The 26307-nt window shown below is 52.2% G+C and carries 21 protein-coding genes and 5 tRNA genes; 5 read left to right on the forward strand and 21 right to left on the reverse strand.

The window, feature by feature from the left end; all coding sequences use genetic code 11:
* Window positions 1–102: 102 nt before the first annotated feature.
* Window positions 103–1464, reverse strand: a complete 1362-nt coding sequence (gene ffh, locus JL661_RS13535) for a signal recognition particle protein (RefSeq protein WP_004237877.1) — start codon at window positions 1462–1464, stop codon at window positions 103–105.
* Window positions 1465–1647: 183 nt separating this feature from the next.
* Here ffh and JL661_RS13540 point away from each other — a divergent pair, with 183 nt between their 5' ends.
* Window positions 1648–2439, forward strand: coding sequence for a cytochrome C assembly family protein (locus JL661_RS13540; protein WP_024472627.1), 792 nt, complete (start codon window positions 1648–1650; stop codon window positions 2437–2439).
* Between the two features lie 55 nt (window positions 2440–2494).
* Entirely contained in the window at window positions 2495–3787 is a 1293-nt protein-coding gene (locus JL661_RS13545; RefSeq protein ID WP_032097894.1) for a CNNM domain-containing protein, read from the forward strand.
* A gap of 71 nt (window positions 3788–3858) precedes the next feature.
* Here the strand turns inward: JL661_RS13545 and luxS are convergent, their stop codons facing one another.
* From luxS to gpt, 19 genes are all read right to left on the reverse strand, one after another.
* On the reverse strand, window positions 3859–4374 hold the full coding sequence (gene luxS, locus JL661_RS13550; protein ID WP_004238743.1) for an S-ribosylhomocysteine lyase: 516 nt from the start codon (window positions 4372–4374) through the stop codon (window positions 3859–3861).
* Between the two features lie 164 nt (window positions 4375–4538).
* Window positions 4539–6098, reverse strand: coding sequence for a glutamate--cysteine ligase (gene gshA / locus JL661_RS13555; protein WP_062773140.1), 1560 nt, complete (start codon window positions 6096–6098; stop codon window positions 4539–4541).
* Window positions 6099–6374: 276 nt separating this feature from the next.
* Window positions 6375–6451: transfer RNA gene (locus tag JL661_RS13560), tRNA-Arg, on the reverse strand.
* A gap of 24 nt (window positions 6452–6475) precedes the next feature.
* Window positions 6476–6552 (reverse strand) — tRNA-Arg (locus tag JL661_RS13565).
* A 52-nt stretch (window positions 6553–6604) separates the two neighbouring features.
* Window positions 6605–6681, reverse strand: a tRNA-Arg gene (locus JL661_RS13570).
* Between the two features lie 92 nt (window positions 6682–6773).
* Window positions 6774–6850 (reverse strand) — tRNA-Arg (locus JL661_RS13575).
* Window positions 6851–6858: 8 nt separating this feature from the next.
* Window positions 6859–6951 (reverse strand) — tRNA-Ser (locus JL661_RS13580).
* Between the two features lie 353 nt (window positions 6952–7304).
* On the reverse strand, window positions 7305–7496 hold the full coding sequence (csrA, locus tag JL661_RS13585; RefSeq protein WP_004237871.1) for a carbon storage regulator CsrA: 192 nt from the start codon (window positions 7494–7496) through the stop codon (window positions 7305–7307).
* A gap of 229 nt (window positions 7497–7725) precedes the next feature.
* The gene (gene alaS / locus JL661_RS13590; protein ID WP_015422531.1) at window positions 7726–10353 is read right to left on the reverse strand and encodes an alanine--tRNA ligase; all 2628 of its coding nucleotides are present in this window, start codon (window positions 10351–10353) and stop codon (window positions 7726–7728) included.
* A 371-nt stretch (window positions 10354–10724) separates the two neighbouring features.
* On the reverse strand, window positions 10725–11795 hold the full coding sequence (gene recA, locus JL661_RS13595) for a recombinase RecA (protein WP_004237869.1): 1071 nt from the start codon (window positions 11793–11795) through the stop codon (window positions 10725–10727).
* 86 nt (window positions 11796–11881) lie between these two features.
* On the reverse strand, window positions 11882–12403 hold the full coding sequence (gene pncC / locus JL661_RS13600; protein ID WP_032097893.1) for a nicotinamide-nucleotide amidase: 522 nt from the start codon (window positions 12401–12403) through the stop codon (window positions 11882–11884).
* Between the two features lie 3 nt (window positions 12404–12406).
* Entirely contained in the window at window positions 12407–13612 is a 1206-nt protein-coding gene (gene lplT / locus JL661_RS13605; RefSeq protein WP_062773137.1) for a lysophospholipid transporter LplT, read from the reverse strand.
* Window positions 13609–15762, reverse strand: coding sequence for a bifunctional acyl-ACP--phospholipid O-acyltransferase/long-chain-fatty-acid--ACP ligase (gene aas, locus JL661_RS13610; protein ID WP_036426155.1), 2154 nt, complete (start codon window positions 15760–15762; stop codon window positions 13609–13611). Before aas ends, lplT begins: the two co-directional genes overlap by 4 nt.
* A 155-nt stretch (window positions 15763–15917) precedes the next feature.
* Window positions 15918–16451, reverse strand: a complete 534-nt coding sequence (aroL, locus tag JL661_RS13615) for a shikimate kinase AroL (RefSeq protein ID WP_004238747.1) — start codon at window positions 16449–16451, stop codon at window positions 15918–15920.
* A gap of 155 nt (window positions 16452–16606) precedes the next feature.
* Window positions 16607–17860 (reverse strand): glutamate-5-semialdehyde dehydrogenase, encoded by a 1254-nt coding sequence (gene proA / locus JL661_RS13620; RefSeq protein ID WP_036414074.1) that lies wholly within the window; start codon window positions 17858–17860, stop codon window positions 16607–16609.
* A gap of 12 nt (window positions 17861–17872) precedes the next feature.
* On the reverse strand, window positions 17873–18976 hold the full coding sequence (proB, locus tag JL661_RS13625; protein ID WP_004237863.1) for a glutamate 5-kinase: 1104 nt from the start codon (window positions 18974–18976) through the stop codon (window positions 17873–17875).
* A 94-nt stretch (window positions 18977–19070) separates the two neighbouring features.
* Window positions 19071–19472 carry a sigma factor-binding protein Crl gene (gene crl, locus JL661_RS13630; RefSeq protein ID WP_004237862.1) on the reverse strand — a complete coding sequence of 134 codons (402 nt, stop codon included), beginning with the start codon at window positions 19470–19472 and terminating at the stop codon, window positions 19071–19073.
* 68 nt (window positions 19473–19540) lie between these two features.
* A complete protein-coding gene (gene frsA, locus JL661_RS13635) occupies window positions 19541–20788 on the reverse strand; it encodes an esterase FrsA (RefSeq protein ID WP_004237861.1) in 1248 nt (415 codons plus the stop codon).
* A 9-nt stretch (window positions 20789–20797) separates the two neighbouring features.
* Window positions 20798–21256, reverse strand: coding sequence for a xanthine phosphoribosyltransferase (gene gpt / locus JL661_RS13640; protein ID WP_015422528.1), 459 nt, complete (start codon window positions 21254–21256; stop codon window positions 20798–20800).
* 268 nt (window positions 21257–21524) lie between these two features.
* Here gpt and pepD point away from each other — a divergent pair, with 268 nt between their 5' ends.
* Complete coding sequence (gene pepD, locus JL661_RS13645) at window positions 21525–22985, forward strand: beta-Ala-His dipeptidase (protein ID WP_049242299.1); 1461 nt, start codon at window positions 21525–21527, stop codon at window positions 22983–22985.
* 54 nt (window positions 22986–23039) lie between these two features.
* On the opposite strand, the gene dinB is transcribed toward pepD, so the two are convergent.
* Entirely contained in the window at window positions 23040–24095 is a 1056-nt protein-coding gene (gene dinB, locus JL661_RS13650) for a DNA polymerase IV (protein ID WP_015422526.1), read from the reverse strand.
* Window positions 24096–24350: 255 nt separating this feature from the next.
* On the opposite strand from dinB, the gene JL661_RS13655 reads away from it, so the two are divergent.
* Both JL661_RS13655 and JL661_RS13660 read left to right on the forward strand, forming a co-directional pair.
* A complete protein-coding gene (locus JL661_RS13655) occupies window positions 24351–25160 on the forward strand; it encodes a glycerophosphodiester phosphodiesterase family protein (RefSeq protein ID WP_062773134.1) in 810 nt (269 codons plus the stop codon).
* A 334-nt stretch (window positions 25161–25494) separates the two neighbouring features.
* The gene (locus JL661_RS13660) at window positions 25495–26268 is read left to right on the forward strand and encodes a hypothetical protein (RefSeq protein ID WP_225310068.1); all 774 of its coding nucleotides are present in this window, start codon (window positions 25495–25497) and stop codon (window positions 26266–26268) included.
* Window positions 26269–26307 lie beyond the last annotated feature (39 nt).

Raw genomic sequence — 26307 nt, forward strand, 5'->3', positions numbered from 1 at the left:
TCGAGGAATGGCGTCCGGTTGTCATAGAAAAAGCCCGAAAAGTTTACTCACTTTGGCGAAAAAATCAATCCAAAGTGATTATTCTTTGTGACTTTCTTTGTTTTACCGCCCCATCATACCCGGCGGCATCATACCTTTCATGCCCCGCATCATCTTCGCGAGGCCCCCTTTCTTCATCTTTTTCATCATGCGCTGCATATCATCGAACTGCTTGAGCAGCCGGTTGACATCCTGCACCTGAGTCCCGGAACCCGCTGCGATACGGCGTTTGCGGGAACCTTTAATAATTTCCGGTTTGACGCGCTCTTTTTTGGTCATGGAATTGATCATCGCTTCCATTTTGGTCAGCACGCTGTCATCCATCTGCGATTTCACCGCGTCCGGCACCTGAGACATGCCCGGCAGTTTGGTCAGCATCCCGGCCATGCCGCCCATATTGCGCATCTGCTTAAGCTGTTCCAGGAAGTCGTTGAGGTCAAATCCGTCACCTTTTTTCAGCTTGGAAGCCAGTTTCTCCGCCTGATCGCGGTCAACTTTGCTCTCAATCTCTTCAATCAGTGACAGCACATCGCCCATGCCCAGAATACGGGAGGCAACACGATCCGGATGGAACGGCTCCAGTGCTTCGGTTTTTTCCCCGACACCCAGGAATTTAATCGGTTTACCGGTGATATGACGGATAGAAAGCGCCGCACCGCCGCGCGCATCACCATCAACTTTAGTCAGCACCACACCGGTCAGCGGCAGGGCTTCGTTAAAGGCTTTGGCGGTGTTTGCCGCATCCTGACCGGTCATGGCATCCACGACGAACAGGGTTTCCACCGGGTTAATGGCCGCATGCAGGTCTTTGATTTCGCCCATCATGCCTTCATCGACATGCAGACGGCCTGCGGTATCCACCAGCAGGACATCAAAGAATTGCAGCTGCGCATGTTTCAGCGCTTTTTTAGCGATATCAATCGGTTTTTCTGACACATCAGACGGGAAAAATTCAATTCCCACTGTCTCTGCCAGTGTCTGTAACTGTTTAATCGCCGCCGGACGGTAAACGTCAGCAGAGACCACCAGTACCTTTTTCTTGTGTTTTTCTTTCAGCAGTTTACCGAGCTTCGCCACACTGGTGGTTTTACCCGCACCCTGCAGACCGGCCATCAGCACCACAGCCGGCGGCTGGGCGGAGAGATCCAGGGCGTTGTTTTCCTCGCCCATCGCCGCAACCAGTTCGCCCTGAACGATTTTGACGAACTCCTGCCCCGGCGTCAGGCTTTTATTCACCTCATGGCCGACAGCACGCTCTTTGACGCGGTTGATGAAATCCCGTACCACCGGCAGGGCAACATCGGCTTCCAGAAGCGCCATGCGCACTTCGCGCAGCGTTTCTTTAATATTGTCTTCCGTCAGTCGTCCGCGACCACTGATATTGCGCAAGGTGCGCGAAAGTCTGTCAGTTAAATTATCAAACATGTCATCGACTCTGCCAAAACTGAGCTAAAAATAGAAAAGATACCCGGGATTATAACACGCACCGCAGCAAATCAGCGAACCGATTTACGTAAAGTATCGTGTAATCATTGGAGTGATCTGCGGGCTGCGGTATACTGGCGTATGAATTTTGTTTCATCTTACTGACTGAATAATCACAAAACCATGCCTGAAATCTCTGTTGTTGCAATTAGCGCATATCTGTTAAGCCTGGTACTTCTGATGCCGGGCGTGCTCCGCTATCAGCGCGGCTACCGGAAACTGGCGCTTATCTTCGCCGTTATCGCTCTGGTGTGTCACGGCGTGGCGATTAAATCACAGATTTTTCAGGGCGCTGGTCAGAACCTGACACTGCTGAACCTCGGTTCGGTGGTCAGCCTGCTGGTCTCCGTCATTATGACGATTGTCGCGTTTCAGGGCCGGGCGTGGTTCCTTATCCCGATTGTTTACAGCTTCTCGATGGTCAACCTGATTCTTGCCACCCTGATGCCGGGCGAGTTTATCACCCACCTGCAGGCCAGTGTGCCGCTGTTTGTGCATATCGGACTGGCGCTGCTCAGCTTCGCGACACTGATTATTGCGGCACTGTATGCTATGCAGCTCGGCTGGATGGATCATCAGCTGAAAAACAAACGTCTTAAGTTTACGCCGGATATGCCGCCGTTAATGGTTATCGAGCGTAAAATGTTTCATATCACGCAGGTCGGCGTGATTCTGCTGACACTGACACTCGCCACCGGCATTGTGTTTATGGATAACATCTTTGATAAAGATAATATTCATAAATCATTGCTGTCGATGGTTGCCTGGTGTGTCTACATCGTGCTGCTGTGGGGGCACTATCATGAAGGCTGGCGCGGCAAACGGGTTATCTGGTTTAACTTCGCCGGTGCCTTTATTCTCACACTGGCATTTTTCGGGCACCGTCTGTTTCAGGAACTGATGCTGTATGCATAACAGCCGGTCTCTGTAACGCCCTTTTCCGCTCATCACAAAAGAAAGGAACACCGCTGTGGAGCACGTCTCAACAAGTACGCTGATTATTATTCTTATTTTATTAGTGATAATTTCAGCGTACTTTTCCGCATCCGAAACCGGGATGATGACAATCAACCGCTACCGGCTGCGCCATCAGGCCAAGCAGGGAAACCGGGCGGCCCGCCGTGTCGAGCGGTTGCTGGAGAAACCGGATCGTCTGCTGAGCCTCATTCTTATCGGTAATAACCTGGTGAATATTGTCGCCTCCGCACTGGGGACGATTGTCGGTATGCGCCTGTACGGTAACGCCGGTGTGGCTATCGCCACCGGGGTGCTGACCTTTGTCATCCTCGTGTTTGCCGAAGTGATGCCGAAAACCATTGCCGCACTCTATCCGCAGCAGGTCGCCTTTCCGAGCAGTTTTCTGCTGCGTCCGCTGGCAAAAATCTGTCTGCCGCTGGTCTGGGCATTTAACGCAATAACCCTGATTCTGATGCGCTGCATCGGTATCCGCGGCACCGTGATCCGCAGTGATGCAGTATCAAAAGAAGAACTGAAAACCATCGTTAATGAGTCCAAAGGTAAACTGTCCCGCCGCAACCAGGACATGCTGATCTCCATCCTCGATCTGGATAAAGTCAGTGTGGATGAGATTATGGTGCCGCGCACTGAGATCATCGGGATTGATATCAATGATGAATGGAAATCCATTCTGCGCCAGCTTACGCACTCACCGCACGGCCGGATAGTGCTCTACCGCGACTCGCTGGATGATGCCATCGGTATGCTGCGTGTCCGTGAAGCTTACCGGCTGATGATTGAGAAGCAGGAATTCACCAAGCAAATGCTTATCAAGGCCGCTGATAAAGTTTACTTTGTGCCGGACAGCACACCACTGAACTTACAGTTGGTCAATTTCCAGCGCAATAATGAAAAAGTCGGATTAGTTGTCGATGAGTACGGCGATATTCAGGGGCTTATCTCCGTGGAAGACATCCTGGAAGAAATTGTCGGTGATTTTACCACCTCAATGTCACCATCGCTGGCCGAGGAAGTCACCCGTCAGCCTGACGGCACGCTGCTGATTGAAGGTTCTGCCAATATCCGCGAAATCAATAAAGCCCTGAACCTCTCCCTGCCGGAAGAAGGCGCCCGAACCATTAACGGTCTTCTGCTGGAAGAGCTCGGTGATATCCCGACACTCAATACCCTTGTCGCTGTCGGGAACTATCAGTTTGAAGTGGTTGCCATCGGTGAGAATGTGATTAAAACGGTAAAACTGTCGCCGCTGAAACCGGCCGGTGCCGATATCGCTGCTGATATCTGAAAAAGATAAAAGACATAAAAAAACCTGCGGCAGCAATGCGCGCAGGTTTTTTTGTATCCGGGGCTGAAAAATTACGGATGCAGTTTTTCCAGCTCATCATCAGATAACAGCAGTTCATCATTTTTGTTGACGCGAACATCGCGCTCAATGATGTTTTTTGCAATCTGATGTGCTTCTTCCAGTGAATGCATTTTATACGTCCCGCACTGATACAGGTTCAGCTCAGGGATCTTCGCCTGATCTTTGACAGTCAGAATATCCGCCATAGCGTCTTTCCAGGCCTGTGCAACACGGGTTTCTGACGGCGCACCAATCAGGCTCATATAGAACCCGGTACGGCAGCCCATCGGCGAGATATCAATGATTTCAACACCATTGCCGTTTAAATGGTTACGCATAAAACCGGCAAACAGGTGTTCCAGTGTATGCGTTCCTCTTTCCGGCAGAATCTCTTCATTAGGAACACAAAAACGCAGATCGAAAACAGTGATGGTATCACCACCCGGGGTGGTCATGGTTTTCGCTACGCGTACCGCAGGTGCCGCCATGCGTGTGTGGTCAACTAAAAAACTATCCAGCAAAGGCATAATTCCCGCTCCTCTTTTTTTTGTAAAAAATGCCGAACGAATGAAACTTTTTCTGAATACGCTGGTCTGATGTATTGAAAGACGCGCAAATTGTTATCATCCCTATTCTCTGAGAGATTTATTTTGGCCACATTGATTGTGGCCATTTTCTTATCTGTCAGAAATCAGCGACCGCCATTCAGCGCCAGATACTCATCAAAACTTATCGTATCACTCTCTTCCATCGCTTTTTGTTTATCGACAGAAGCCTGCCATTGTTCAGCAAAGTCTGCTTCACTGATCACTTCATACGGCTCGTGAGTCAGTTCTTCATGATACCGATCTGCCAGGGCCAGCCCGTAACTTCCGATACCCGCTTCTTTTATCAGTGCCAGCATCCGCCCCGAGAACGTCAGTTCCGGGTCATCAAACTGTACTTTCAGTGCTTCGCACACTTCGCGATACTGTGTGCCTGAGCAGGTATCTAACACATCGGCAACACGCAGGAGATCATTAAACAGTGCGTGACCCACTTTTTGCAAGGGTTGTTTTTCACGGCCGCAGCCGATACCGATTTCCTGTCCCGGTTTGCGCCCTTCAAGAATCACACGATTCCAGTTATGGCGGGCACACGCCAGCTCATCCGCACTCATTTCCGGCGCATCCGCCAGCACACACCAGATAAGGAACAGGTCGAGGAAACGAATTTGTGTTTCATCGACACCGGTAGCAGAGAACGGGTTGATATCCAGGGCACGGACTTCGATATACTCCACCCCGCCGCGCTGTAAGGCGTCAGACGGTGACTCATCACCTTTCTGCACACGCTTCGGCCGGATAGGGGCATAGAACTCGTTTTCGATCTGCAGGACGTTGGCGTTAATCTGAAGGTGTTTTCCGTCTTTGGTTAATCCCAGTGCGGCAAACTCTTCAGACGGGATCTGAATGGCATTCTTCAGCCCGGCGACATACGTGTCCAGATGGTTGAAGGTGATGTTCAGATCACTTTGTGACTTGTTGGTATAACCGAGGTCACTTAAACGCAGTGACGTGGCATACGGCAGATATAACGCCCCTTTCGGCAGCGTTTCAAACGGCAGATTGGTTTTGCGGCCACGCAGGAACGAGCTGCAAATCGCCGGTGATGCACCGAACAGATACGGGATCACCCAGCCGAAACGGTAATAGTTGCGGATCAGGCGGAAGTAGCCGTCGGAGATTTTATCCTTGCCGCTCTGTGCATCACTGATACCGCTCCACGCCTGCCAGAATTCCATCGGCAGAGAGAAGTTATAGTGGACACCGGAAATGGTCTGCATCAGCGCACCATAGCGGTTTTTAAGTCCTTCACGGTACAGTGTCTTGAAACGGCCGGCATTGGATGTGCCGAACTGCGCCAGTTCGATATGCTCTTCAGAATCAATGAAGCATGGCATGCTCAGCGGCCACATCCGTTCATTGTTCAGATGACGCGCAGTGTAGCGGTGCACATCACGCAGAAATTTCACGGTGTAATCAATGCGCGAATCCACCGGGGTAATAAACTCCAGCAGTGACTCGGCAAAGTCCGTGGTGATCCACTTATGGGTTAATGATTTTCCCAGCCCTTCCGGGTGACCGGTACGTGCCAGGGCACCATCCGGCGTGATACGCAGTGTTTCGCGCTCAATGCCGCGGTTGATGCCTTTTAAAATCCGGGGGTGCGTCTCTAACCATGAGAGCGCTTTGGATACATCCGGGATCAAATCGACCTCCCGTCCTGATAATGGATATTATTCATAAGAGGGATACTTTATCGCAAAGCCGGGTTATTGTCGCTGTGATTCAACCCTGCCCCACACAAACGGAACAGCAGAAACCACTGCCGCGACAATACATTATCCCTCTTACACGTCATTGTTATTAAGATCAGTTTCAGAAGCATCTGTACTTCAGATAACGAGTATGACGTAAAAACGGATTCGATTCAGTGACGGGAAAAACGGAAAAAGAAACCCCGCTCAAAGAGCGGGGTTTTTATATGGTGCACCCGAGAGGATTCGAACCTCTGACCGCCCGGTTCGTAGCCGGGTACTCTATCCAGCTGAGCTACGGGTGCTGAATATGGGATAAGAGAGGAAGATGGTGCACCCGAGAGGATTCGAACCTCTGACCGCCCGGTTCGTAGCCGGGTACTCTATCCAGCTGAGCTACGGGTGCATCGCATACTAATTCTGTTACCGGAAATCAGTTTTGAAATAAGGTGATAAGATGGTGCACCCGAGAGGATTCGAACCTCTGACCGCCCGGTTCGTAGCCGGGTACTCTATCCAGCTGAGCTACGGGTGCGTACCTTAAAACATCTTTTCAGAACTGATTTTTTATCTTAGCATTTTCTTTTGCCAAAATAAAAACCCCATGACAGTATCGTGGGGTTCAAATGGTGCACCCGAGAGGATTCGAACCTCTGACCGCCCGGTTCGTAGCCGGGTACTCTATCCAGCTGAGCTACGGGTGCAATCTGAATGGCGGTGAGAGAGGGATTCGAACCCTCGATGCAGCTTTTGACCGCATACTCCCTTAGCAGGGGAGCGCCTTCAGCCTCTCGGCCATCTCACCATTGTTCCAGACCACACAACGATGATTTCCGTTTCCGTCATCTCGTCGTCGTGTGGCGCACATATTACTTTCCCCCACTGAGAAGTCAAACAATTTTTCCCAACTTTTTAAGATCTCACGATCGTTTGCACAATTACCGCGCACTATGTTGATTTTCACAACGATACGTGTGTTTTTACGGCAACAGGATCCACGTCAGCATAACGCGGCGGTGAGGAAAAAATCCGGCAGTGAGCAGAGAAAGTAACAGAATGACGGGCGATTTTTGCAGGAAAAAAAGTGAGGAGCCGGGATAATAGCGGCAGGAAGAAAAGAAGAAGGCGCCCGTCGCGGTAACGAGCGCGCCTCACAACTTAATAGTTATTGTTATTGGGTTGAGATTTTTCAGCCTGGATCCGCTGGTAAATTTCTTCACGGTGAACAGAAACCTCTTTGGGGGCGTTGACACCAATTCGTACCTGGTTTCCTTTAACACCCAGTACAGTCACTGTTACCTCATCGCCTATCATGAGTGTTTCACCAACTCGACGAGTCAGAATAAGCATTCTTTGCTCCTTGAAATATTAAAAGAGTCGGGCCTCTGAGTTTACCCGCCATTATCCATCCAACACCGTGAAAGCGTATAGCAATGATTATTTGTAAACTATATGTAGTTTTAGACACATTGCAATATTTAGTGTAGTTAAAAATTGCGACCTAACGTTAGTGATACAAAGACCTTATCACCAATATCAGGAGCACGCCGGAGCGCGCTCCTGTTCAGATTTACTCAGACTACAGGTGAGATGCCACCCAGCTTTCAACGCTTGCCATAGCAGCAGGTAAAGCAGCGGTATCTGTCCCGCCGGCTTGGGCCATATCCGGGCGACCGCCCCCTTTACCGCCGATTTGTTCAGCAATAAAGGCAACCAGTTCGCCGGCTTTGACTTTGCCGGTCAGATCTTTCGTTACACCTGCAATGAGGCTAACTTTATCATCACTGATAGTTGAAAGCACAATAATTCCAGAGCTTAATTGATTTTTTAGATCATCAACCATCGTGCGTAACATTTTAGGTTCAGCGTTAGTCAGTTGTTTCACCAGGAGTTTAACACCGTTCACTGAAACGGCATCTTTGGTCATGGAGGAACTTTCCTGCGCAGCCTGCTGTTCTTTGAGTTGCTGTAACTCTTTTTCCAGGGTGCGGATTTTATCCAGCGCAGCTTTGACTTTTTCGCTCACACCGGCTTCATCACTTTTCACCAGCTGAGCCACCGCAGAGAGTGCATCAGACTGCTGATTCACGCTTTCCAGTGCGCCGCTACCGGTGACCGCTTCAATACGGCGGATACCGGCCGCTGTGGCGGATTCACTGATAATACGGAACAGACCGATATCACCGGTGCGTGCCGCGTGAGTACCGCCGCACAGCTCGGTTGAGAAGTCGCCCATGCTCAGTACACGGACACGTTCATCGTATTTTTCACCGAACAGTGCCATTGCACCTTTGGCTTTCGCTTCTTCCAGATCCATCAGCTCGGTCACGACCGGCTCATTTTTGCGGATTTCGGCGTTGACCAGAGCTTCCACTTCACGGATTTGTGCCGGTGTCATGGCTTCAAAGTGAGAGAAGTCAAAACGCAGGTATTTATCGTTTACCAGTGAGCCTTTCTGTGACACATGCTCACCCAGAACCTGACGCAGCGCGGCATGCATCAGGTGTGTTGCCGAGTGGTTTAGGCGGATAGCATTACGGCGCTCTTCGTCGATTTTCGCGGTGATTTTGTGGTTCACCGTCAGTTTGCCGCTGTCCACACGACCGGCATGGCCGATAGCCTGACCGTATTTCTGTGTGTCCAGAACGCTGAACTGCGCATCGTTGCTCGACAGCACACCGGTATCACCGACCTGGCCACCGGATTCCGCATAAAACGCGGTTTTATCCAGGATCACCAGACCTTCATCACCGGCATTCAGCTCAGTAACCGGCTGACCTTCTTTGTACAGTGCAACAATGGTTGCCGCCTGTTCATTGTGGTCATAACCGGAGAAGTCACTGCGCTTGTCCACTTTGATGAGACTGTTGTAGTCCGCACCAAAACCGCTGTTTTCACGGGCACGGCGGCGCTGTTCTTCCATTGCCGCTTCAAAACCGGCTTCATCCACTTTCAGGTTGCGCTCACGGCAGACGTCAGCGGTCAGATCCAGCGGGAAACCATAGGTGTCGTAAAGACGGAATGCCGCTTCACCGCTCAGGGTATCCCCGGTCAGTGAGGCTAATTCGTCATCCAGCAGTTGCAGGCCGCGTTCCAGCGTACGGGCAAACTGCTCTTCTTCTGACTTCAGTACTTTCTCCACCATCACACGCTGGCGGGCCAGTTCTTCACCGGCAGAGCCCATCACGTCGATCAGCGGCGCAACCAGTTTGTAGAAGAAGGTGTCTTTCGCGCCCAGCATGTAGCCATGACGGACAGCGCGGCGGATGATACGGCGCAGCACATAACCGCGGCCTTCGTTGGACGGAATAACGCCGTCGCAAATCAGGAAGGCACAGGAGCGGATATGGTCGGCGATCACGCGCAGTGATTTGCTGGTCAGATCGTCAGCACCGGTCACTTTCGCCACATCGGCAATCAGTTTGCGGAACAGGTCGATATCATAGTTAGAGTTTACATGCTGCAGAACAGCGGTAATACGCTCCAGACCCATACCGGTATCAACGGATGGTTTCGGCAGCGGCTCTAATGTGCCGTCAGACTGACGGTTGAATTGCATAAAGACGATGTTCCAGATCTCGATGTAACGGTCGCCGTCTTCTTCCGGTGATCCCGGAGGGCCGCCCCAGATGTGGTCGCCGTGATCAAAGAAAATCTCAGTACACGGACCGCAAGGGCCGGTATCGCCCATCTGCCAGAAGTTGTCAGAGGCGTATTGGGCACCTTTGTTATCACCGATGCGGATAATGCGCTCAGCCGGAACACCGACTTCATCTTTCCAAATGTTGTACGCTTCGTCATCCGTTGCATAAACAGTAACCCACAGCTTTTCTTTCGGCAGGTTAAACCATTCTTTGCCGGTCAGCAGTTCCCAGGCGAAATTGATGGCATCGTGCTTGAAGTAATCGCCGAAGCTGAAGTTACCCAGCATTTCGAAGAAAGTGTGGTGACGTGCAGTGTAGCCGACGTTTTCCAGGTCGTTGTGCTTACCGCCGGCACGGACACAGCGCTGTGCTGTGGTGGCACGGGTGTAAGGACGCTTATCCAGACCGAGGAAAACATCTTTGAATTGGTTCATCCCTGCGTTAGTAAAAAGCAGCGTTGGGTCGTTGTTCGGAACCAGCGAACTGCTCTGGACAATCTGATGTCCTTTTGTATGGAAAAAGTCGAGAAACGCTTGACGGATCTCAGCGGTGCTTTTGCTCATATTTATCCCGAAATCAAGCTGAAATAATAAGATTTATGAATTGCGAAACAGACTGTGAAGCCGCTCCGATTCAACCTTCGGATCAATCAAGGCGGAGAGAAATTTAAGGGTTTCCCTTGAACATTAATTCCCAGATAAATCCATTCGCTGTACCCATTGTAAAGCGAATAAACTTTTTCTGAAAGTCTGTTCGTACAAACGGCGTTCATCCGGCCGGGAGAGGGGTTTTTGTATAAAGAACACGGTATGAAGGACAGAGACAGGTGGTTGTCCGCAGATAAAAAGAAAGCCGTACCCGTCACGGATACAGCTTTCAGAATAACTCAATGATTTTATTACTTTAAATCTTAAAATCAGTGTGGTTTTACGAATTAAAACTCTTCGTTGCCCGCATCTTCAGTTTCACTTTCTTCGTTGAAACTTTCTGCTGCGGTACTGAATTCACCACTGTGATTCAGTAATAACTCACGTAATTTTTTATCCAGTTCATCCGCCATTTCCGGATGTTCTTTCAGGTAAATTGTGGCGTTTGCCTTACCCTGACCGATTTTTTCACCGTTGTAGCTGTACCATGCACCGGCTTTCTCAACCAGTTTATGTTTCACACCCAGGTCGATCAGTTCGCCCATGGTGTTGATACCTTCGCCGTACATGATCTGGAATTCAGCCTGTTTGAACGGTGCAGCCACTTTGTTTTTCACCACTTTCACGCGGGTTTCGCTGCCGACCACTTCATCACCGTTTTTCACCGCGCCGATACGGCGGATATCCAGACGGACAGAGGCATAGAACTTCAGTGCGTTACCACCGGTGGTGGTTTCCGGGTTACCGAACATCACACCAATCTTCATACGGATCTGGTTGATGAAAATCAGCAGTGTGTTGGAGTTTTTCAGGTTACCGGCCAGCTTACGCATCGCCTGGCTCATCATACGGGCAGCCAGACCCATGTGTGAATCACCAATTTCACCTTCGATTTCAGCTTTTGGTGTCAGTGCTGCCACGGAGTCAACAATGATGACATCAACAGCACCGGAGCGGGTTAAAGCATCACAGATTTCCAGTGCCTGCTCGCCGGTGTCCGGCTGGGAGCACAGCAGGTTATCAATATCCACGCCCAGTTTCTTGGCATAGACCGGATCCAGTGCGTGTTCCGCATCGATAAACGCACACACACGGCCCTGACGCTGTGCAGCGGCAATAACCTGTAATGTCAGCGTGGTTTTACCGGAAGATTCAGGCCCGTAGATTTCAACAATACGTCCCAGCGGCAGACCACCTGCACCCAGTGCAACGTCCAGTGCCAGAGAGCCGGTTGAGATAGTTTCCACATCCATGGAACGGTCTTCACCCAGACGCATGATCGAACCTTTACCGAACTGCTTCTCGATCTGACCTAAGGCTGCTGCCAGTGCTTTCTGTTTGTTCTCATCAATAGCCATGTAAACTCCCTTCTCAACCCCTGAGACACCGCCAGGGTTATTAAAATGGTTTCAACTGAATCTGTTGAACTGATTATACTGTATAGTCATACAGTATCAAGTGATTTTTTCGTCAGAATTGCAATTAATCCGTCGAGCCCTTTCAGCACCGCCTGACAGCGCACCGCATTGCGATCGCCCGGAAAACACCATCTGCGGGCAGCGGTTTTTATTCCTGTTTCTTCCCGCCATGCCCAGCCGAACCAGACTGTGCCGACCGGCTTTTCATCACTGCCGCCGTCCGGCCCGGCAATGCCGCTGACAGAGACGGCTAAGTCCGCACCCGCGGTGTCCAGCGCCCCGGCGGCCATTTCGCGGACCACCGCCTCACTGACCGCACCAAAAGCGGACAGTGACTGTTCTGATACGCCGATCATACTGTGTTTGGCATCATTACTGTAGGTGACAAACCCGCGCTGAAAATACGCCGAACTCCCGGCGATATCTGTGATCACCTTGGCAATCCACCCGCCGGTGCAGGATTCTGCCGTTGTGACACTCAGACCGGCCTCAAGGAGATAAGATCCCAGTTCCGTACTGCGCCGGGTCAGAGCCTGTTCATCATGCATCGGTCACTCCTGTTGTGAAATCTGTTTTTTGCGGCGGATATCCCAGAGCCATAATCCGCCGATGGCGAGGGCAAACAGGCTGCCGAACGCCGCACCGATCACCACTACCGGCACACCCGCTTTAACGGCCAGGGAGTAGAGCCCCAGCATCAGCAGCATCGCGCCGTTTTCCCCCATATTCTGTACCGCAATAGCGTTCCCAGCCCCGACAGTCTCTTTACCGCGCTTTTGCAGCAGGGCATTGAGCGGCACCACAAACAGGCCGCCGAACACACCGAGCATAATCAGCGTGATATTGGTCGGTACCACCGAGGTCTGGAAGGTGAAAATAATGACCATCACCCCGATCAGGATCCCGGCCGGCATACAGCGGCACACGGTTTCCAGGGTGATAAAGCGGGCAGCCAGCCCCGCCCCCGCCACAATCCCAATAGCAACCATGGCGTTAAGCAGTGTCGGCATGGTCTGGCCGGTAATACCCAGCGCCGCCGGAACCCACAATACCAGCATCAGCCGCAGTGTCACGCCCGCGCCCCAGAACAGACTGGTACCGGTCAGGGAAAAACGGCTTTCCTGGTTTTTCCACAGTGATACTACAGCGCGGAAGAAAGTGACCACCATCGTGCGCGGATTACGGCTCAGGCCGGTTTTCGCAGGCGGCAGACGCGGAATATAGATATTGGTCACGGCCGCCAGTGCGTACATCACCGTACATAAAATCAGAGCCATTGTAATATGGTAATCAGACAGGAAGCCGCCGGTTACCGACCCCAGCAGAATAGCCACAATAGTTGAGGCTTCAATCAGCCCGTTGGCTTTCACCAGCTGTTCTCCGGTAGTCAGCTCACCGAGGATCCCGTATTTTGCCGGAGAATAGGCCGCCGCCCCGACCCCGATCAGCCCGTATCCCAGGAACGGATCCGCACCGAAGCAGATCACCACCGCGCCGAAAAGCTTGCAGCCGTTCGACAGCAGCATCACCCGCCCTTTCGGGAAGCTGTCGGCAATCTGTCCGACAAACGGCGCCAGCACAATAAAGGTCAGCACAAAGACCATCTGCAGCATCGGCTGGCTCCATTCGGGATAGTGCCGGGCGCTGAGCTGTGCAAGGATGGCGAACAGAATCGCGTTATCCGCAAATGCCGTAATAAACTGGGAAACCAGTACCGCTTTCATGCCTTTGTTCAGTAACGGGGCGGATGCTGTCATACCTGCGGCTCCTGTAATGCCTGTTGTTTCAGTGTGACAAAATCCGGTTTACCGCTGCCGAGTACCGGCAGTTGTCTGATATAACGGATATCACGCGGAACCGCCAGTTCCGGCAGCCCTTTCGCTTTCGCTTCTGTCAGCAGTTGTGTGCGATCCAGTTCACTGTCAGTGGTAAACATCACCAGTGCTTCGCCGCGTTTTGCATCCGGCTTCGTCACCACGGCATGCAGTTTATCCGGCGAAACACTCAGTGCCAGCTGCTCAACACTCTCCAGCGAGATCATCTCACCGGCCAGTTTGGCAAAGCGTTTGACCCGTCCGCGGATAGTGATAAACCCGGCTGCATCCTGTGTGACGATATCGCCGGTGTCATACCAGCCGATCTGAACCTCGCCCTGTATATTCTCCGCTGACGGCGGTTCAATCTGCCCCGGTTTTTCCACCCGCAGATACCCTTTCATCACATTCGGGCCGCGCACCTGCAGCAACCCGCCATTTTCAATACCGGCAACCGGCAGCAGCCGCGCTTCCATTCCCGGCACCAGCCGTCCGACTGTACCGGTACGGGCGGCCATCGGCACGTTAATGGAGATCACCGGCGCACACTCTGTCACCCCGTAACCTTCCAGGATGCGCAGGCCGAATTTATCCTGCCAGACCTGTTTGGTGCCTTCCGCCAGCTTCTCCGCCCCGGCCACAGCATAGCGGACACGGGCAAAATCATACGGATGAGCAAAACGGGCATAATTGGCAAGGAAGGTGGATGTCCCGAAAATAACGGTACAGTTCTGATCGTACGTCAGCTCCGGCACCATGCGGTAATGCAGCGGGCTCGGATAGAGGAAAATCCGGCTGCCGCACAGCAGCGGCGTGATAAGCCCGGCAGTCAGACCAAAGGCGTGAAACAGCGGCAGTGCGGACATAAAACGGTCTTTCGGCGTGAAATCCGCCACCGTTTTAATCTGCTCAACGTTCGCCAGCAGAGAGTCGTGGCTGTGTACCACGCCTTTCGGTGTCCCTTCCGAGCCGGAGGTAAAGAGAATAATCGCATCATCTTCCGGCTTCTGCGGCAGCAGTGCCGCCTGCGGCGTGACCAGGTGACGCATCACCCACAGTTTGTCTTTCAGGGTAACAGATGCTTTTGCCTCTTCCAGATAGACCCAGTTGGCTTCTGTCAGCTGTTCCGGCAAATGTGTCATTTTGCCTTTTTCCAGAAACTGGCGCGAGGTGATGATGGTAGTGATCCCCGCCGCCTTCATGGCATTCCGCAGCCCGGCGACACCCGCTGTGTAGTTAAGCAGTGCCGGAATACGGCGGCGCATGGAAGCGCCGAGGATCGCCGCCCCCATCACGGTGGCATTCGGCAGCAGGAAGCCGGTGCGCTCCCCCTCTTTGGTGTAGTGGCTGATAATGCAGCTCAGTCCGAGGGATTTTTTCAGCAGCCCCTGATAACTGTCCTCGCTGAAATTGATGTCATCAATGATCCGCTGGAAACGGCCGTAACGTTTTACCGCGCCGAGAAATGCCTGCGGCAGTGTCAGTGACGGGCGGCACGTCATGCGTGCATCCATCATAATGTCGCGCAGATGTTCCCCCGCCAGACGGCGGCGCTCTGCGGCACGCGGTGCCTCCGGCATCGGAATGGTCTCCGGCGGCAGAACATGAATGGTGATGGCCGGGAAAAAGTGACTTTTGATCACTTTCCGCATCCGGCTGAAATATGTCAGTTCCGCGCCGTCAATCCGCACCGGGATCACTTTCGCGCCGGTTTTGGCGGCAATAAAGGCAGCGCCGTCGTAAATTTTCATCAGGGAATCAGTGATCGTCACCCGCCCTTCCGGGAAGATCACTATCTGACGCCCTTTTTCAACTTCGCGGATCAGATGCCGCAATGCCAGCGGATTACGCGGATCCACCGGAATAATATCGGCAATGGGTTTTAAACAGCGGATGAAAAATGGCGTGGCATAATTGGTGTACATCGCGAACACCGGCCGGGTCGGCAGGAATAACCCCAGCAGAACACCATCGATAAAAGAGGCGTGGTTCGGGGTGATAACACTTCGCGGTTGATTAAGATTACTCAGGTCACCTGTAACACGAATGCGGAATAATCCGCGGAGTAGTGCACGTAACACATTCATCAACATACTGAATTCCCTGTGTATTTATTATTCCGCCAATCAGTTCGGCGGGCAGACGCTTTAATAATAACACAGCGGATTGATTAACCAACTGACAGAGCGGTACGGAATTACCTTTAATTCGATTTGTGTCACTGTTCACAATAATACAGTAGCAGGCACTATACTGCAGTGTGGATACGGGTGCAGATCTGACTGATGAGTTCCGGTACCGGACAGGTGGCATCCACCACGATATCCGCGCATTCCAGATAGAGCGGCTCGCGCTTGCTCAGCACTTCCGCCATCTCCTCCACAATGCACTTGCCGGTCAGGCTCGGGCGCTGATGTGCCTGAGGGGTGTGTGACAGCCTTTCCGCCAGGGTTTCGGCACTGGCGCGCAGATATACCACTTTGCCGGAGGATTGCATAAACGCCCGGTTTTCCGGTGCCATCACAATACCGCCGCCGGTGGAGACCAGACGGTGTGGTTTACTGACCTGACGCAGCACATCACTTTCCAGCTCACGAAAACTGCGCCAGCCCGATTGTTCCACCAGTTGGGAGATAGACATCCGGCACTGTTCTGTCACACAGGCATCAGTGTCAATAAAATCGTACAGTAATGCCTGCGCCAGTGGTTTACCCACCGTGGTTTTGCCAGCCCCGCGGGCGCCGATAAGATAAATAATCGGTTTTTCATCCTGATGATTCATACTATCCGCTTTCTCCGCAGGTGTTCATAATATTTTACATAAGTGTAAATTAAGATGACCTATCATAGCGTACTCAGATAAAAAGCTAAAGCGCGATCCGCAGAACGTGGCTGTCATCTGACAAAAAAACGTCCTGCGGATGCATAACGGCCTGTTTATGAACGGATCGTGTGGTCACCGACCCCGATCCACTTATAGGTGGTCAGTGCCGCCAGCCCCATCGGGCCGCGGGCATGCAGTTTCTGGGTGCTGACCGCGACTTCCGCGCCCAGTCCGAACTGACCGCCGTCAGTGAAACGGGTGCTGGCGTTAACATAAACTGCTGATGAATCAATATTTGAGACGAAATAATCAGCCTGAGACATGGATTGTGTCAGAATCGATTCCGAGTGCTGAGTGCCGTAATGACGGATATGCTCAATCGCCCCGTCAATGTCCTTCACAATCACCACATTCAGATCAAGTGACAGCCATTCATCTGACAGCTGTGCTTCTGTTACTGCTTCCGTCTTCGCCGGGCCGTTTTTCAGCAGCGCCAGCGCGGCAGGATCCGCATGCAGGGTAACATTATCCGCCGCCATGTGATCACTCAGCAGCGGCAGGAATTCTGCAGCCACTTTTTCATGCACCAGCAGCGTTTCCACCGCATTACAGACACTCGGACGCTGCACTTTGGCATTGCGGATGACCGGCAGCGCTTTATGCAGATCCGCCGTCTCATCGATAAAAATATGACACACGCCGATACCGCCGGTGATCACCGGGATCGTGGACTGCTCACGACACAGACGATGCAGACCGGCACCGCCGCGCGGAATAAGAATATCCACATAGCGATCCATCTTCAGCAATTCATTGACCAGCGCACGATCCGGGGTATCAATCGCCTGGATCGCCGCCTGCGGCAGGCCACACTCACTGAGCGCCTGCTGAATAACACTGACCATCGCCACATTGGTATTGTGTGTCTCTTTGCCGCCGCGCAGGATCACCGCATTACCGGTTTTCAGGCACAGCGAGGCAACATCCACCGTCACATTCGGGCGTGCTTCATAAATCACACCGACCACACCGAGCGGCACACGGCGGCGCTCAAGGCGCAAACCACTTTCCAGCACACCGCCGTCGATCACTTCCCCGACAGGATCCGCCAGCTGACAGACCTTACGCACGTCCGCAGCAATACTTTCCAGGCGTGCCTGCGTCAGCAGCAGGCGATCAAGCATCGCCTCTGAGGTACCCTGCTCACGGGCTTTGGCAATATCAAGTTCATTGGCAGCAAGGATCGGCGCACTGTTCTGTTCCAGCAGATCGGCGATGCGGGTCAGAGCCTGATTTTTCTGTTTTCCGGAAAGCTGAGCCAGTGCCCAGGAGGCGGCTTTGGCCGCTTTACCCATTTGTTCTAACATATGCTGATATCCTTAACTGACAATCATATCGTCGCGGTGAACAGCCACTGCGCCGTATTCATAACCTAAAATCGTGCTGATTTCCTGTGACTGCCGTCCGGCAATCAGGCGCAGTGCATCGCTGTTATACCGGCAGACACCGTGTGCCAGATCCCGCCCGTTCAGCGCGCGGATGCGGACAACCTCACCACGGGAGAAATTGCCGTTCACAGTACGGATCCCGCTCGGCAACAGGGAACTGCCCTTATCTTTCAGCGCTTTCTCCGCACCGTCATCCACAATGATCTCGCCGGCAGGCGGTGCCCCGAAGATCCACTGCTTACGCGCTTCCATCGGCGCTTTTTTCCCGAAGAACCGGGTGCCGACCGGAATATCATCAATCACATCACAAATCACCCCGGCGCGATCGCCGGCAGCAATAATGACATCAATTCCCGCGCGTCCTGCGACCGTCGCGGCCTGGAGCTTGGTGGCCATTCCACCGGTGCCCAGCCCGGAGACACTGTCGCCTGCAACACTGCGCAGTTCATCGCTGATGTCATGCACTTCAGAAATCAGGGTGGCGTCCGGGTTGCTGCGCGGATCGGCAGTATACAGCCCTTCAATATCGGTCAGCAGCAGGAGCTTATCCGCCCCGCCGAGGATCGCTGCCAGCGCGGAGAGGTTATCGTTATCTCCGACTTTAATTTCTGCTGTGGCAACCGCATCATTTTCATTGATGACCGGCACAATGCCGTTATCCAGCAGTGCGGTCAGCGTGTCACGGGCATTCAGGAAACGCTCGCGATCTTCCATATCCGCGCGGGTCAGCAGCATCTGGCCGATATGGATACCGTAAATCGAGAACAGGCGCTCCCATAACTGGATCAGGCGGCTCTGACCAACGGCCGCCAGCAGCTGTTTGGACGCAATGGTGGCGGGGAGTTCCGGGTAACCGAGGTGTTCACGACCGGCGGCAATCGCCCCGGAAGTCACAATAATAATACGGTGCCCTTTTGCATACTGCTGCGCACACTGCCGGACCAGTTCAACAATCCTGGCCTGATTTAAATGTCGTGATCCGCCGGTCAGCACACTTGTGCCCAGTTTGACAACCAGCGTTTGGCTGCTATTCATTGCGTTCTACCATTCATTTTGCGGGATAAGAAAAGATGACCTGTTTTAACAGGTGATGCGCGCCATGCCAACAGGCACAACGCAAAACCGGACATTAATCCGGCTGCTTTCCGGGGGGCGGTGATACCGGTGACGGGGTCAGGGACAGATCCAGTTCCTGAAGAACGGCCTGTAAGCGGGGATAAAAATCAGTCAGGGTTTTGCTGACCGCATCACGGATCTCTTTGTCAGACAGGGATTTTTCCTGCCAGAGCCCTTTTTTATCAAATACCCCGGTATGGTATTCTGAGACAAACCCGGTTTCCTGCGGGATCAGTGTCAGCCACCAGCCAAAAAACTCACGTTTTTCCGGCGCGACCCCCGCATTCACACACACCGCCAGGCAGTCAAAAAAATAGTGCCCCTCCTGACACTGCGGCTCACGGATATACGGACCCAATGCAGTGAAACATCGCAGCAACCTGCCGCGTGTGTAATCTGAAACCAGTGCCATCATTAAGCCTCCTTTCAGCGAAGGCTTAGTTGTAGCAAACAGACAGGAATTATCAATGATTATTATGCTGTTCAGGATAAAATTCTGGTGAGCCAGCGGGTGGCCTCATCCAGCGATTTGTGGAAAGTGTCAAAAACCGGCGTATGGCCGAATTCCACCAGCTTACCGTCAGCGCTGGAGCGGACAATCAGCTCCGATTCACTTTTCGGGCTGAACACATCCTCTTTCCAGCACATGCTCAGCACCGGCAGTGAACAGCGGCGGCCGAGCAGTCCCTGATTTTTCAGAGATAAGCAACCGAGCCGGGTGCGGACAGTATCAAGGTCAGTACAGCGCGCCGCCGCACGGCTGGCCAGCACATCCATATACATGCCGGGAATTTTATCCTGCCGCTCCGGGCTGACAAACAGATCATGCACCACCGGCCCGAACAGCACGGCCCCCCGCAGCTGATGTGCGGACAGGTATGCCATACGCATCGCCACATTGGCACCGAAACGCAGCCCCATCACCGCCACACGGGTGTGGTCAATCCACGGCACATTGCGCAACTGATCCAGCACCTGCTGGTGCATCAGGCTGCTTTCCTGGCCTAAAGTCTGTTTTGAGGAATAACCGATTGACGGCATATCCAGCGTCAGCAGTGCAATGCCCTGCGGTGCCAGATAGTCACGGAAGTAGCGGCAGTAATCACTTTGCAGATTATCCAGACTGCCGCACATCATCACCACCGGAAACGCACTGCCTTTCCCCGGCGGGAGGTGCAGGAAAGCGCAGATGTTTCCGCCGCTCTCCATTTTGAATTCAATTTTTTTCAGTTCATATGCGGCAAACCGGGCGGAGTTTTCATACGCCTGATTTGCCAGAACGGTAGCCTGATCCGCCAGCTCATCCCCTTTTAAATGGGGATATCCCGCAATACTGTACAGATTTGCGGCAAGCAGCCAGGCTTCACAGGCTTTTTCGCCGGATTCAAATTCCAGCGCTTTGCGCTGCCACAACATCGCCTGCTGAGACCATTCATAAGCCCAGTTACCGCGGCGGTAGCCGATCACCGTATCCAGCAGTGCATCATCACTGCGGGGGGCATCAGATGCCGCTATCCGGCTGAGAACTTCTTCGGTTTCCAGCGGCGGGATCCCCCGCCAGGCCCACATTAAGCGGTTAATCATGCGATACCAGCCCGGATGTGTACATCCGCTCAGGACGCTGCCCCTGACTTCCTTCATCCCGGAACGGGTAAAGTTCACCAGTGCGGATGTCTCAGGGTGCTTGATTTTCGGCTTAAACAGTTTCTCTGACAGGTTCTGTTGTGTCATGGCATTCGCTTACTGATCGCAGATTGGTTTAACAAAACTGACGGTCATATCCCACGGCTGTTCGATCCAGGTATCCTGCGGGATATCAACCACATAATCGTCAACCAGCGGACGTCCGGCCGGTTTGGCAAAAATAGTGACGAAATGCGCTTTCGGATACATATCGCGGATCATCTGAGCAGTACCGCCGGTGTCCACCAGATCATCAACAATGATAAATCCTTCGCCGTCACCTTCGGCTTTTTTCAGGACTTTCATATCGCGCTGATGGTCATGATCATAGCTGGAAATGCAGACAGTATCCACATGACGGATACCCAGTTCACGAGCGAGTAAGGCACCCGGCACCAGACCACCGCGGCTTACGGCGATGATGCCTTTCCATTGTTCGGTTGGCATTAAACGCTGTGCCAGTTTACGGGCATGCATTTGCAACATATCCCACGTTACGACGTATTTTTCGCTCATATCAGATTGATCCCGGCTTGATGATTTACAGAAAAGAGTCTTTTTTGCGGAAAAAAGGTTGCGCGAGATTATAGTGACTTGAGCCGCCAAAGACCAGAGTATCTGACAAATTCATCATAATTCCCTGTTATGACACACGCACTTTGCGTAAGAATTTGCTATTCTCCGGACATCGGATATTCGCGACCGCTCATTTTAAACAGCGTTACCGGCCGCCTTCGGGTATCCTCCCCCTAATAATGAAAAATGCAGTAACAGGAGATCGAACGTGTCTGAACTATCACAATTATTTCCGCAGCCGCTGTGGGATATTTTTGCCAAAATCTGCTCTATTCCTCATCCGTCCTACCACGAAGAGCAACTGGCTGCACATATTATTGAATGGGCAAAAGAAAAGGAATTCCACGTTGAACGCGACAGCGTCGGTAATATCCTGATCCGCAAACCGGCCAGCAAAGGCCTGGAAAACCGCAAAGCGGTCGTTCTGCAGGCGCACCTGGATATGGTACCGCAGAAAAATAATGATACAGCACACGATTTCGAAAAAGATCCGATTCAGCCGTACATCGACGGCGACTGGGTAACCGCGAAAGGCACCACATTAGGTGCGGATAACGGCATCGGTATGGCCTCCGCGCTGGCAGTACTGGCTGACGATTCAGTCAAACACGGGCCGCTGGAAGTTCTGCTGACCATGACAGAAGAAGCCGGGATGGACGGCGCATTCGGTCTTCAGCCGGGCTGGTTACAGGCTGATATCCTGATCAACACCGACTCGGAAGAAGAAGGTGAAATTTACATGGGTTGTGCAGGCGGTATTGACGTCACCACAACACTTGCGCTGAGCCGTGAAGCCGTTCCGGCCGGTTACAGCACCTTCACCCTGACCCTCAAAGGTCTCAAAGGCGGCCACTCCGGCGGCGATATTCATCTGGGCCTCGGCAATGCCAACAAATTACTGGCCCGTTTCCTGGCCGGTCACGCCACAGAACTCGGCGCGCGTCTGGTTGATTTTCAGGGCGGCACACTGCGCAACGCGATTCCGCGCGAAGGCCACATCACTCTGGCAGTACCGGCAGATAAAGCCGCACAGCTGAAATCGCTGGCACAGACCTTTGAAGCGCTGCTCAGAGAAGAGCTTGCGCAGAAAGAGAAAAACCTGGTTGTCACCCTGGAAGCTGCAACCGCTGCTCAGGGCGCTCTGACCGCTGATGTGCAGTCCCGCTTTATCAATATGCTCAATGTGATGCCGAACGGCGTGATCCGCATGAGTGACGTGGTTCCGGGCGTGGTCGAAACCTCACTGAACGTGGGTGTGGTGAAAATGAGTGACGACCGTGTGCAGATTATCTGTCTGGTACGTTCCCTGATTGAATCCGGCAAATCTTCTGTGGTCAGCATGCTGACCTCGCTGGCGGCACTGTCCGGTGCGGATATTGTTGCCGAAGGCGGCTATCCGGGCTGGCAGCCGGATGCAGACTCTCCGGTCATGCATCTGGTCAGCGAAACCTATCAGCAGCTGTTTGACAAAACCCCGAACATCATGGTGATCCACGCCGGTCTTGAGTGCGGTTTATTCAAAAAACCGTATCCGGACATGGACATGGTCTCCATCGGGCCGACCATCACCGGAGCGCACTCCCCTGATGAACAAGTACATATCAAGAGTGTCGGGCAGTACTGGCAGTTACTGACCGCTATCTTAAAAGCGATCCCTGAAAAAGCGTAATCGCCTTATTCAGCTCAGCGGCGGGATAATTATCCCGCCGTTTTTATATGTGATTCAGAACCCGAGCAGCAACTGCCGCTCAAGCTGCGGATCCCGCAGTGTTACATGCAGCCCCACCAGCCGTACGCCGCGCCCTTCCCGGCGGCTCTCCCAGGCCAGTTCCGCCGTTTTCAGCAAATCCGCTTTATCCAGCACCTGATGGACATGTTCCTGTGTGGTCTGCTGAAAGTCCGCAAACTTCAGTTTAATGCCCTGACGGGCGATCCGCAGATCCGGTGACACCTTTGTCAGACGACGCTCCAGCTCCGGAAACAGCTCATCAATAATCGTCTGACACTCATCCCACGAGGCAATATCTTCCGCCAGTGTCCGCTCGACACCGACAGATTTCCGTTCCCTGTCCGGACAAACCGGCCGCTCATCGCTACCGTGACTGCGCTGCCAGATGATCTGCCCGAACTTTCCGAACTGTTTCAGCAGCGATATCTGATCATAATTCTGCACATCCCGGCAGGTCTCCAGACCGAGATCAGCCAGTCGCTTTGCTGTCACCTTTCCCACACCGGGAATTTTACGCAGTGGCAGTGACAACACAAAATCCGTCACCTGCTCCGGCGTGATAATGTACTGCCCGTCGGGTTTATTCAGATCAGACGCAATTTTGGCAAGGAATTTCACCGGTGCCACACCGGCAGATGCGGTCAGCCCCAGCTCGGTAAAAATGGTTTTGCGGATCTCTTCCGCCATCAGTGTGGCTGAACCCCGGCACTGCGGGCTGTCCGTCACATCAAGATAAGCTTCATCCAGTGACAGCGGCTCAATCAGTGAAGTATAACGGGCGAAAATCGCATGCAGGTGGCGGGAGGTGGTTTTATACAGCTCCATCCGCCCAGGGATCACTTTCAGATGCGGACACAGCAGCAGTGCTTTTGCCGTTGACATCGCGCTGTGCACCCCGAAGCGCCGCGCCGGATAATTGGCGGTCGCAATCACACCGCGCCGGTCGGAACTGCCGCCGATAGCCAGCGGGATATCGCGCAGACGGGGATCGTCACGCATTTCAATCGCCGCATAAAAGCAATCCATATCAATATGAATTATTTTACGCATCCGCCTCTCCTGCTCACCAACAATACTGTTTAAATATACAGTTAAAATCAATGCAATTCAAATCGGTTAATTTGCTTATTATTCACCAAATCAATCAGTGGGCTGAAATTTGCAGGTTTGTACTTTTTTTCTGTGATTACATCCGGTTGTCATGTTACTCCGCTACAACAGCGTGACATCACACCTGGTCTCATTCTTTCTGACGGACGGATTATGAAAAAAATACTATCAGCCCTTTTCCTGAGTGGCATTGTTATGACAACCCATGCAGCACCGCAGATTATTGCCCATCGCGCCGCCACGGCGGACGCCCCTGAAAATACCCTTTATGCCATCGATAAGGCGCTGAGTAACAAAGCCGATGCCATCTGGATCACCCTTCAGCTCTCAAAGGACAACCAGGTAGTGTTATACCGCCCGTCTGATCTGAAATCCCTGACCGACAAAACCGGTCCGGTTTCCGGTTACAGCGCCGCAGAACTGGCACAAACCGATGCAGCCCGGGATTATAATCAGAAAAATAAAACCCATATCAAGGCTTCTGTTCCGGCACTGGATGCCGTCCTGAGCCGTTACCCGGATACTTTTTTCTACCTCGATATCAAATCTCCGGACGCCTCACCGGCGGTTTTTGCACAACAGCTGGATTCAGTACTGACCCGTCATAACGCCAAAAACCGTGTCCGCGTCTATTCAACCGGTCAGGATTATCTGGCTGCCCTGCCGCCGTCAATCCCCGTTTTTGAAAGCCGTGATACCACCCGTAATGCACTGGCCGGCAGCCTGATCACACACACCTGTGACCTGGCAGATAATCCGCAGCCGCGCTGGTATGGCTTTGAACTGCACCGTAACGTGGATGTGGTTGAAACCTTCACATTGGGTGAAGCACGCTCTCCGGTTGTGCTGACCTGGGATAAAACCGCAATGGATTGTTTTCGTAAAAATAATCAAAACCATGTTGTTCTGTTCGGTATAAAAACACCCGCCGATTTACAACTGGCGACAGAATTGGGTGCAGATGGCGTGATGGTCGATTCGCTGCTCAATATGAAAATAAAATAATTAATCAAGGTATTATTACTTGGTAATTTTACCCGCCTGAAAAATAAGAGTGAGATTTAACAGATGATGAATATCACTCTTATTTAATACATTCTGTCTCTTCCTGCCATTTACTCTGTAATCCTTACATAATATTTTATAATCTCAGCAAACCTAATTAATTATAGTAATTTATTTATCAGGCCACTTTTGTTATAACTATAAGAAACATCCGGGAGGCTATGCGGTGATAAGTAACCTGTTCTTCGATTTAAATTCACCCCCAAAATCCCTCTTTGTTTTTACGGGATTATTTTTTCTGTTATTCAGTGTTTATTCTTATGCAGACTGCGATTTGTATTCAGATGAAACACGCAGCAGTAACTTTATTATTCTGGGTGCCGGTATGATCAACGGCCCGGTAAAATCCGTCATCACAACAGCACATTCCCCGGACAACAAAAACAGCAATATTATGATTAACGGGCAATATGACCTGACGCCGTGTGGTGAACTGAGTTACTTTTCGCTGGAAGTTACCGAGCACTACCCGGGGTTGCAAAACCGGATGTATTCCGAAGGAAAGAAGACGGAACAGGGATATACCTTATTATTCACGTCACAACTGCATGGCAGCGGAAAAGCACCCGTCACGCTGATTCATGCCCGAAGCCGCCTTTTCTATAATAATCAGAAGCAAATCGTCCGTGCCGAATCTGAAAGTAACAGTGGCGGCAATACCCAAAAATCGCATATGGAAACCGATTTTTTTTATGAAAACGGTTTAATCTCACATGCGGTATCCACAGGGGATTCCGCGGACACCGGTGGTGAAATCCGCTACGACTGGCGTCAGGATCGGCAGATAAATGCGATTATGTCCCAAAGTAACGGGCTTCCTCAGCTGAACTATGAATTTGCGTATAATGATGATGGTCAGGTTATCCGGCAGACACAGACACAACATACGCCGCTGGGCCGGGTAAAAGCTATTTATATCTGCCAGCAGACAGATACTTACGGGAATTGTGAAAAAGCACTCTGGCAGAGTATCTCTGAAGGGAATCAGGCCAATAATATTATTGTGATAAATACCACTATTGTGACATCAGACTATCGTTATTACTGATTCCGTATTGTTGTCCTGCCATTAATAAACAAAGGCGCT

The organism is Morganella morganii, from assembly GCF_019243775.1.
In the GTDB taxonomy this organism is placed as follows: Bacteria; Pseudomonadota; Gammaproteobacteria; order Enterobacterales; family Enterobacteriaceae; genus Morganella; species Morganella morganii.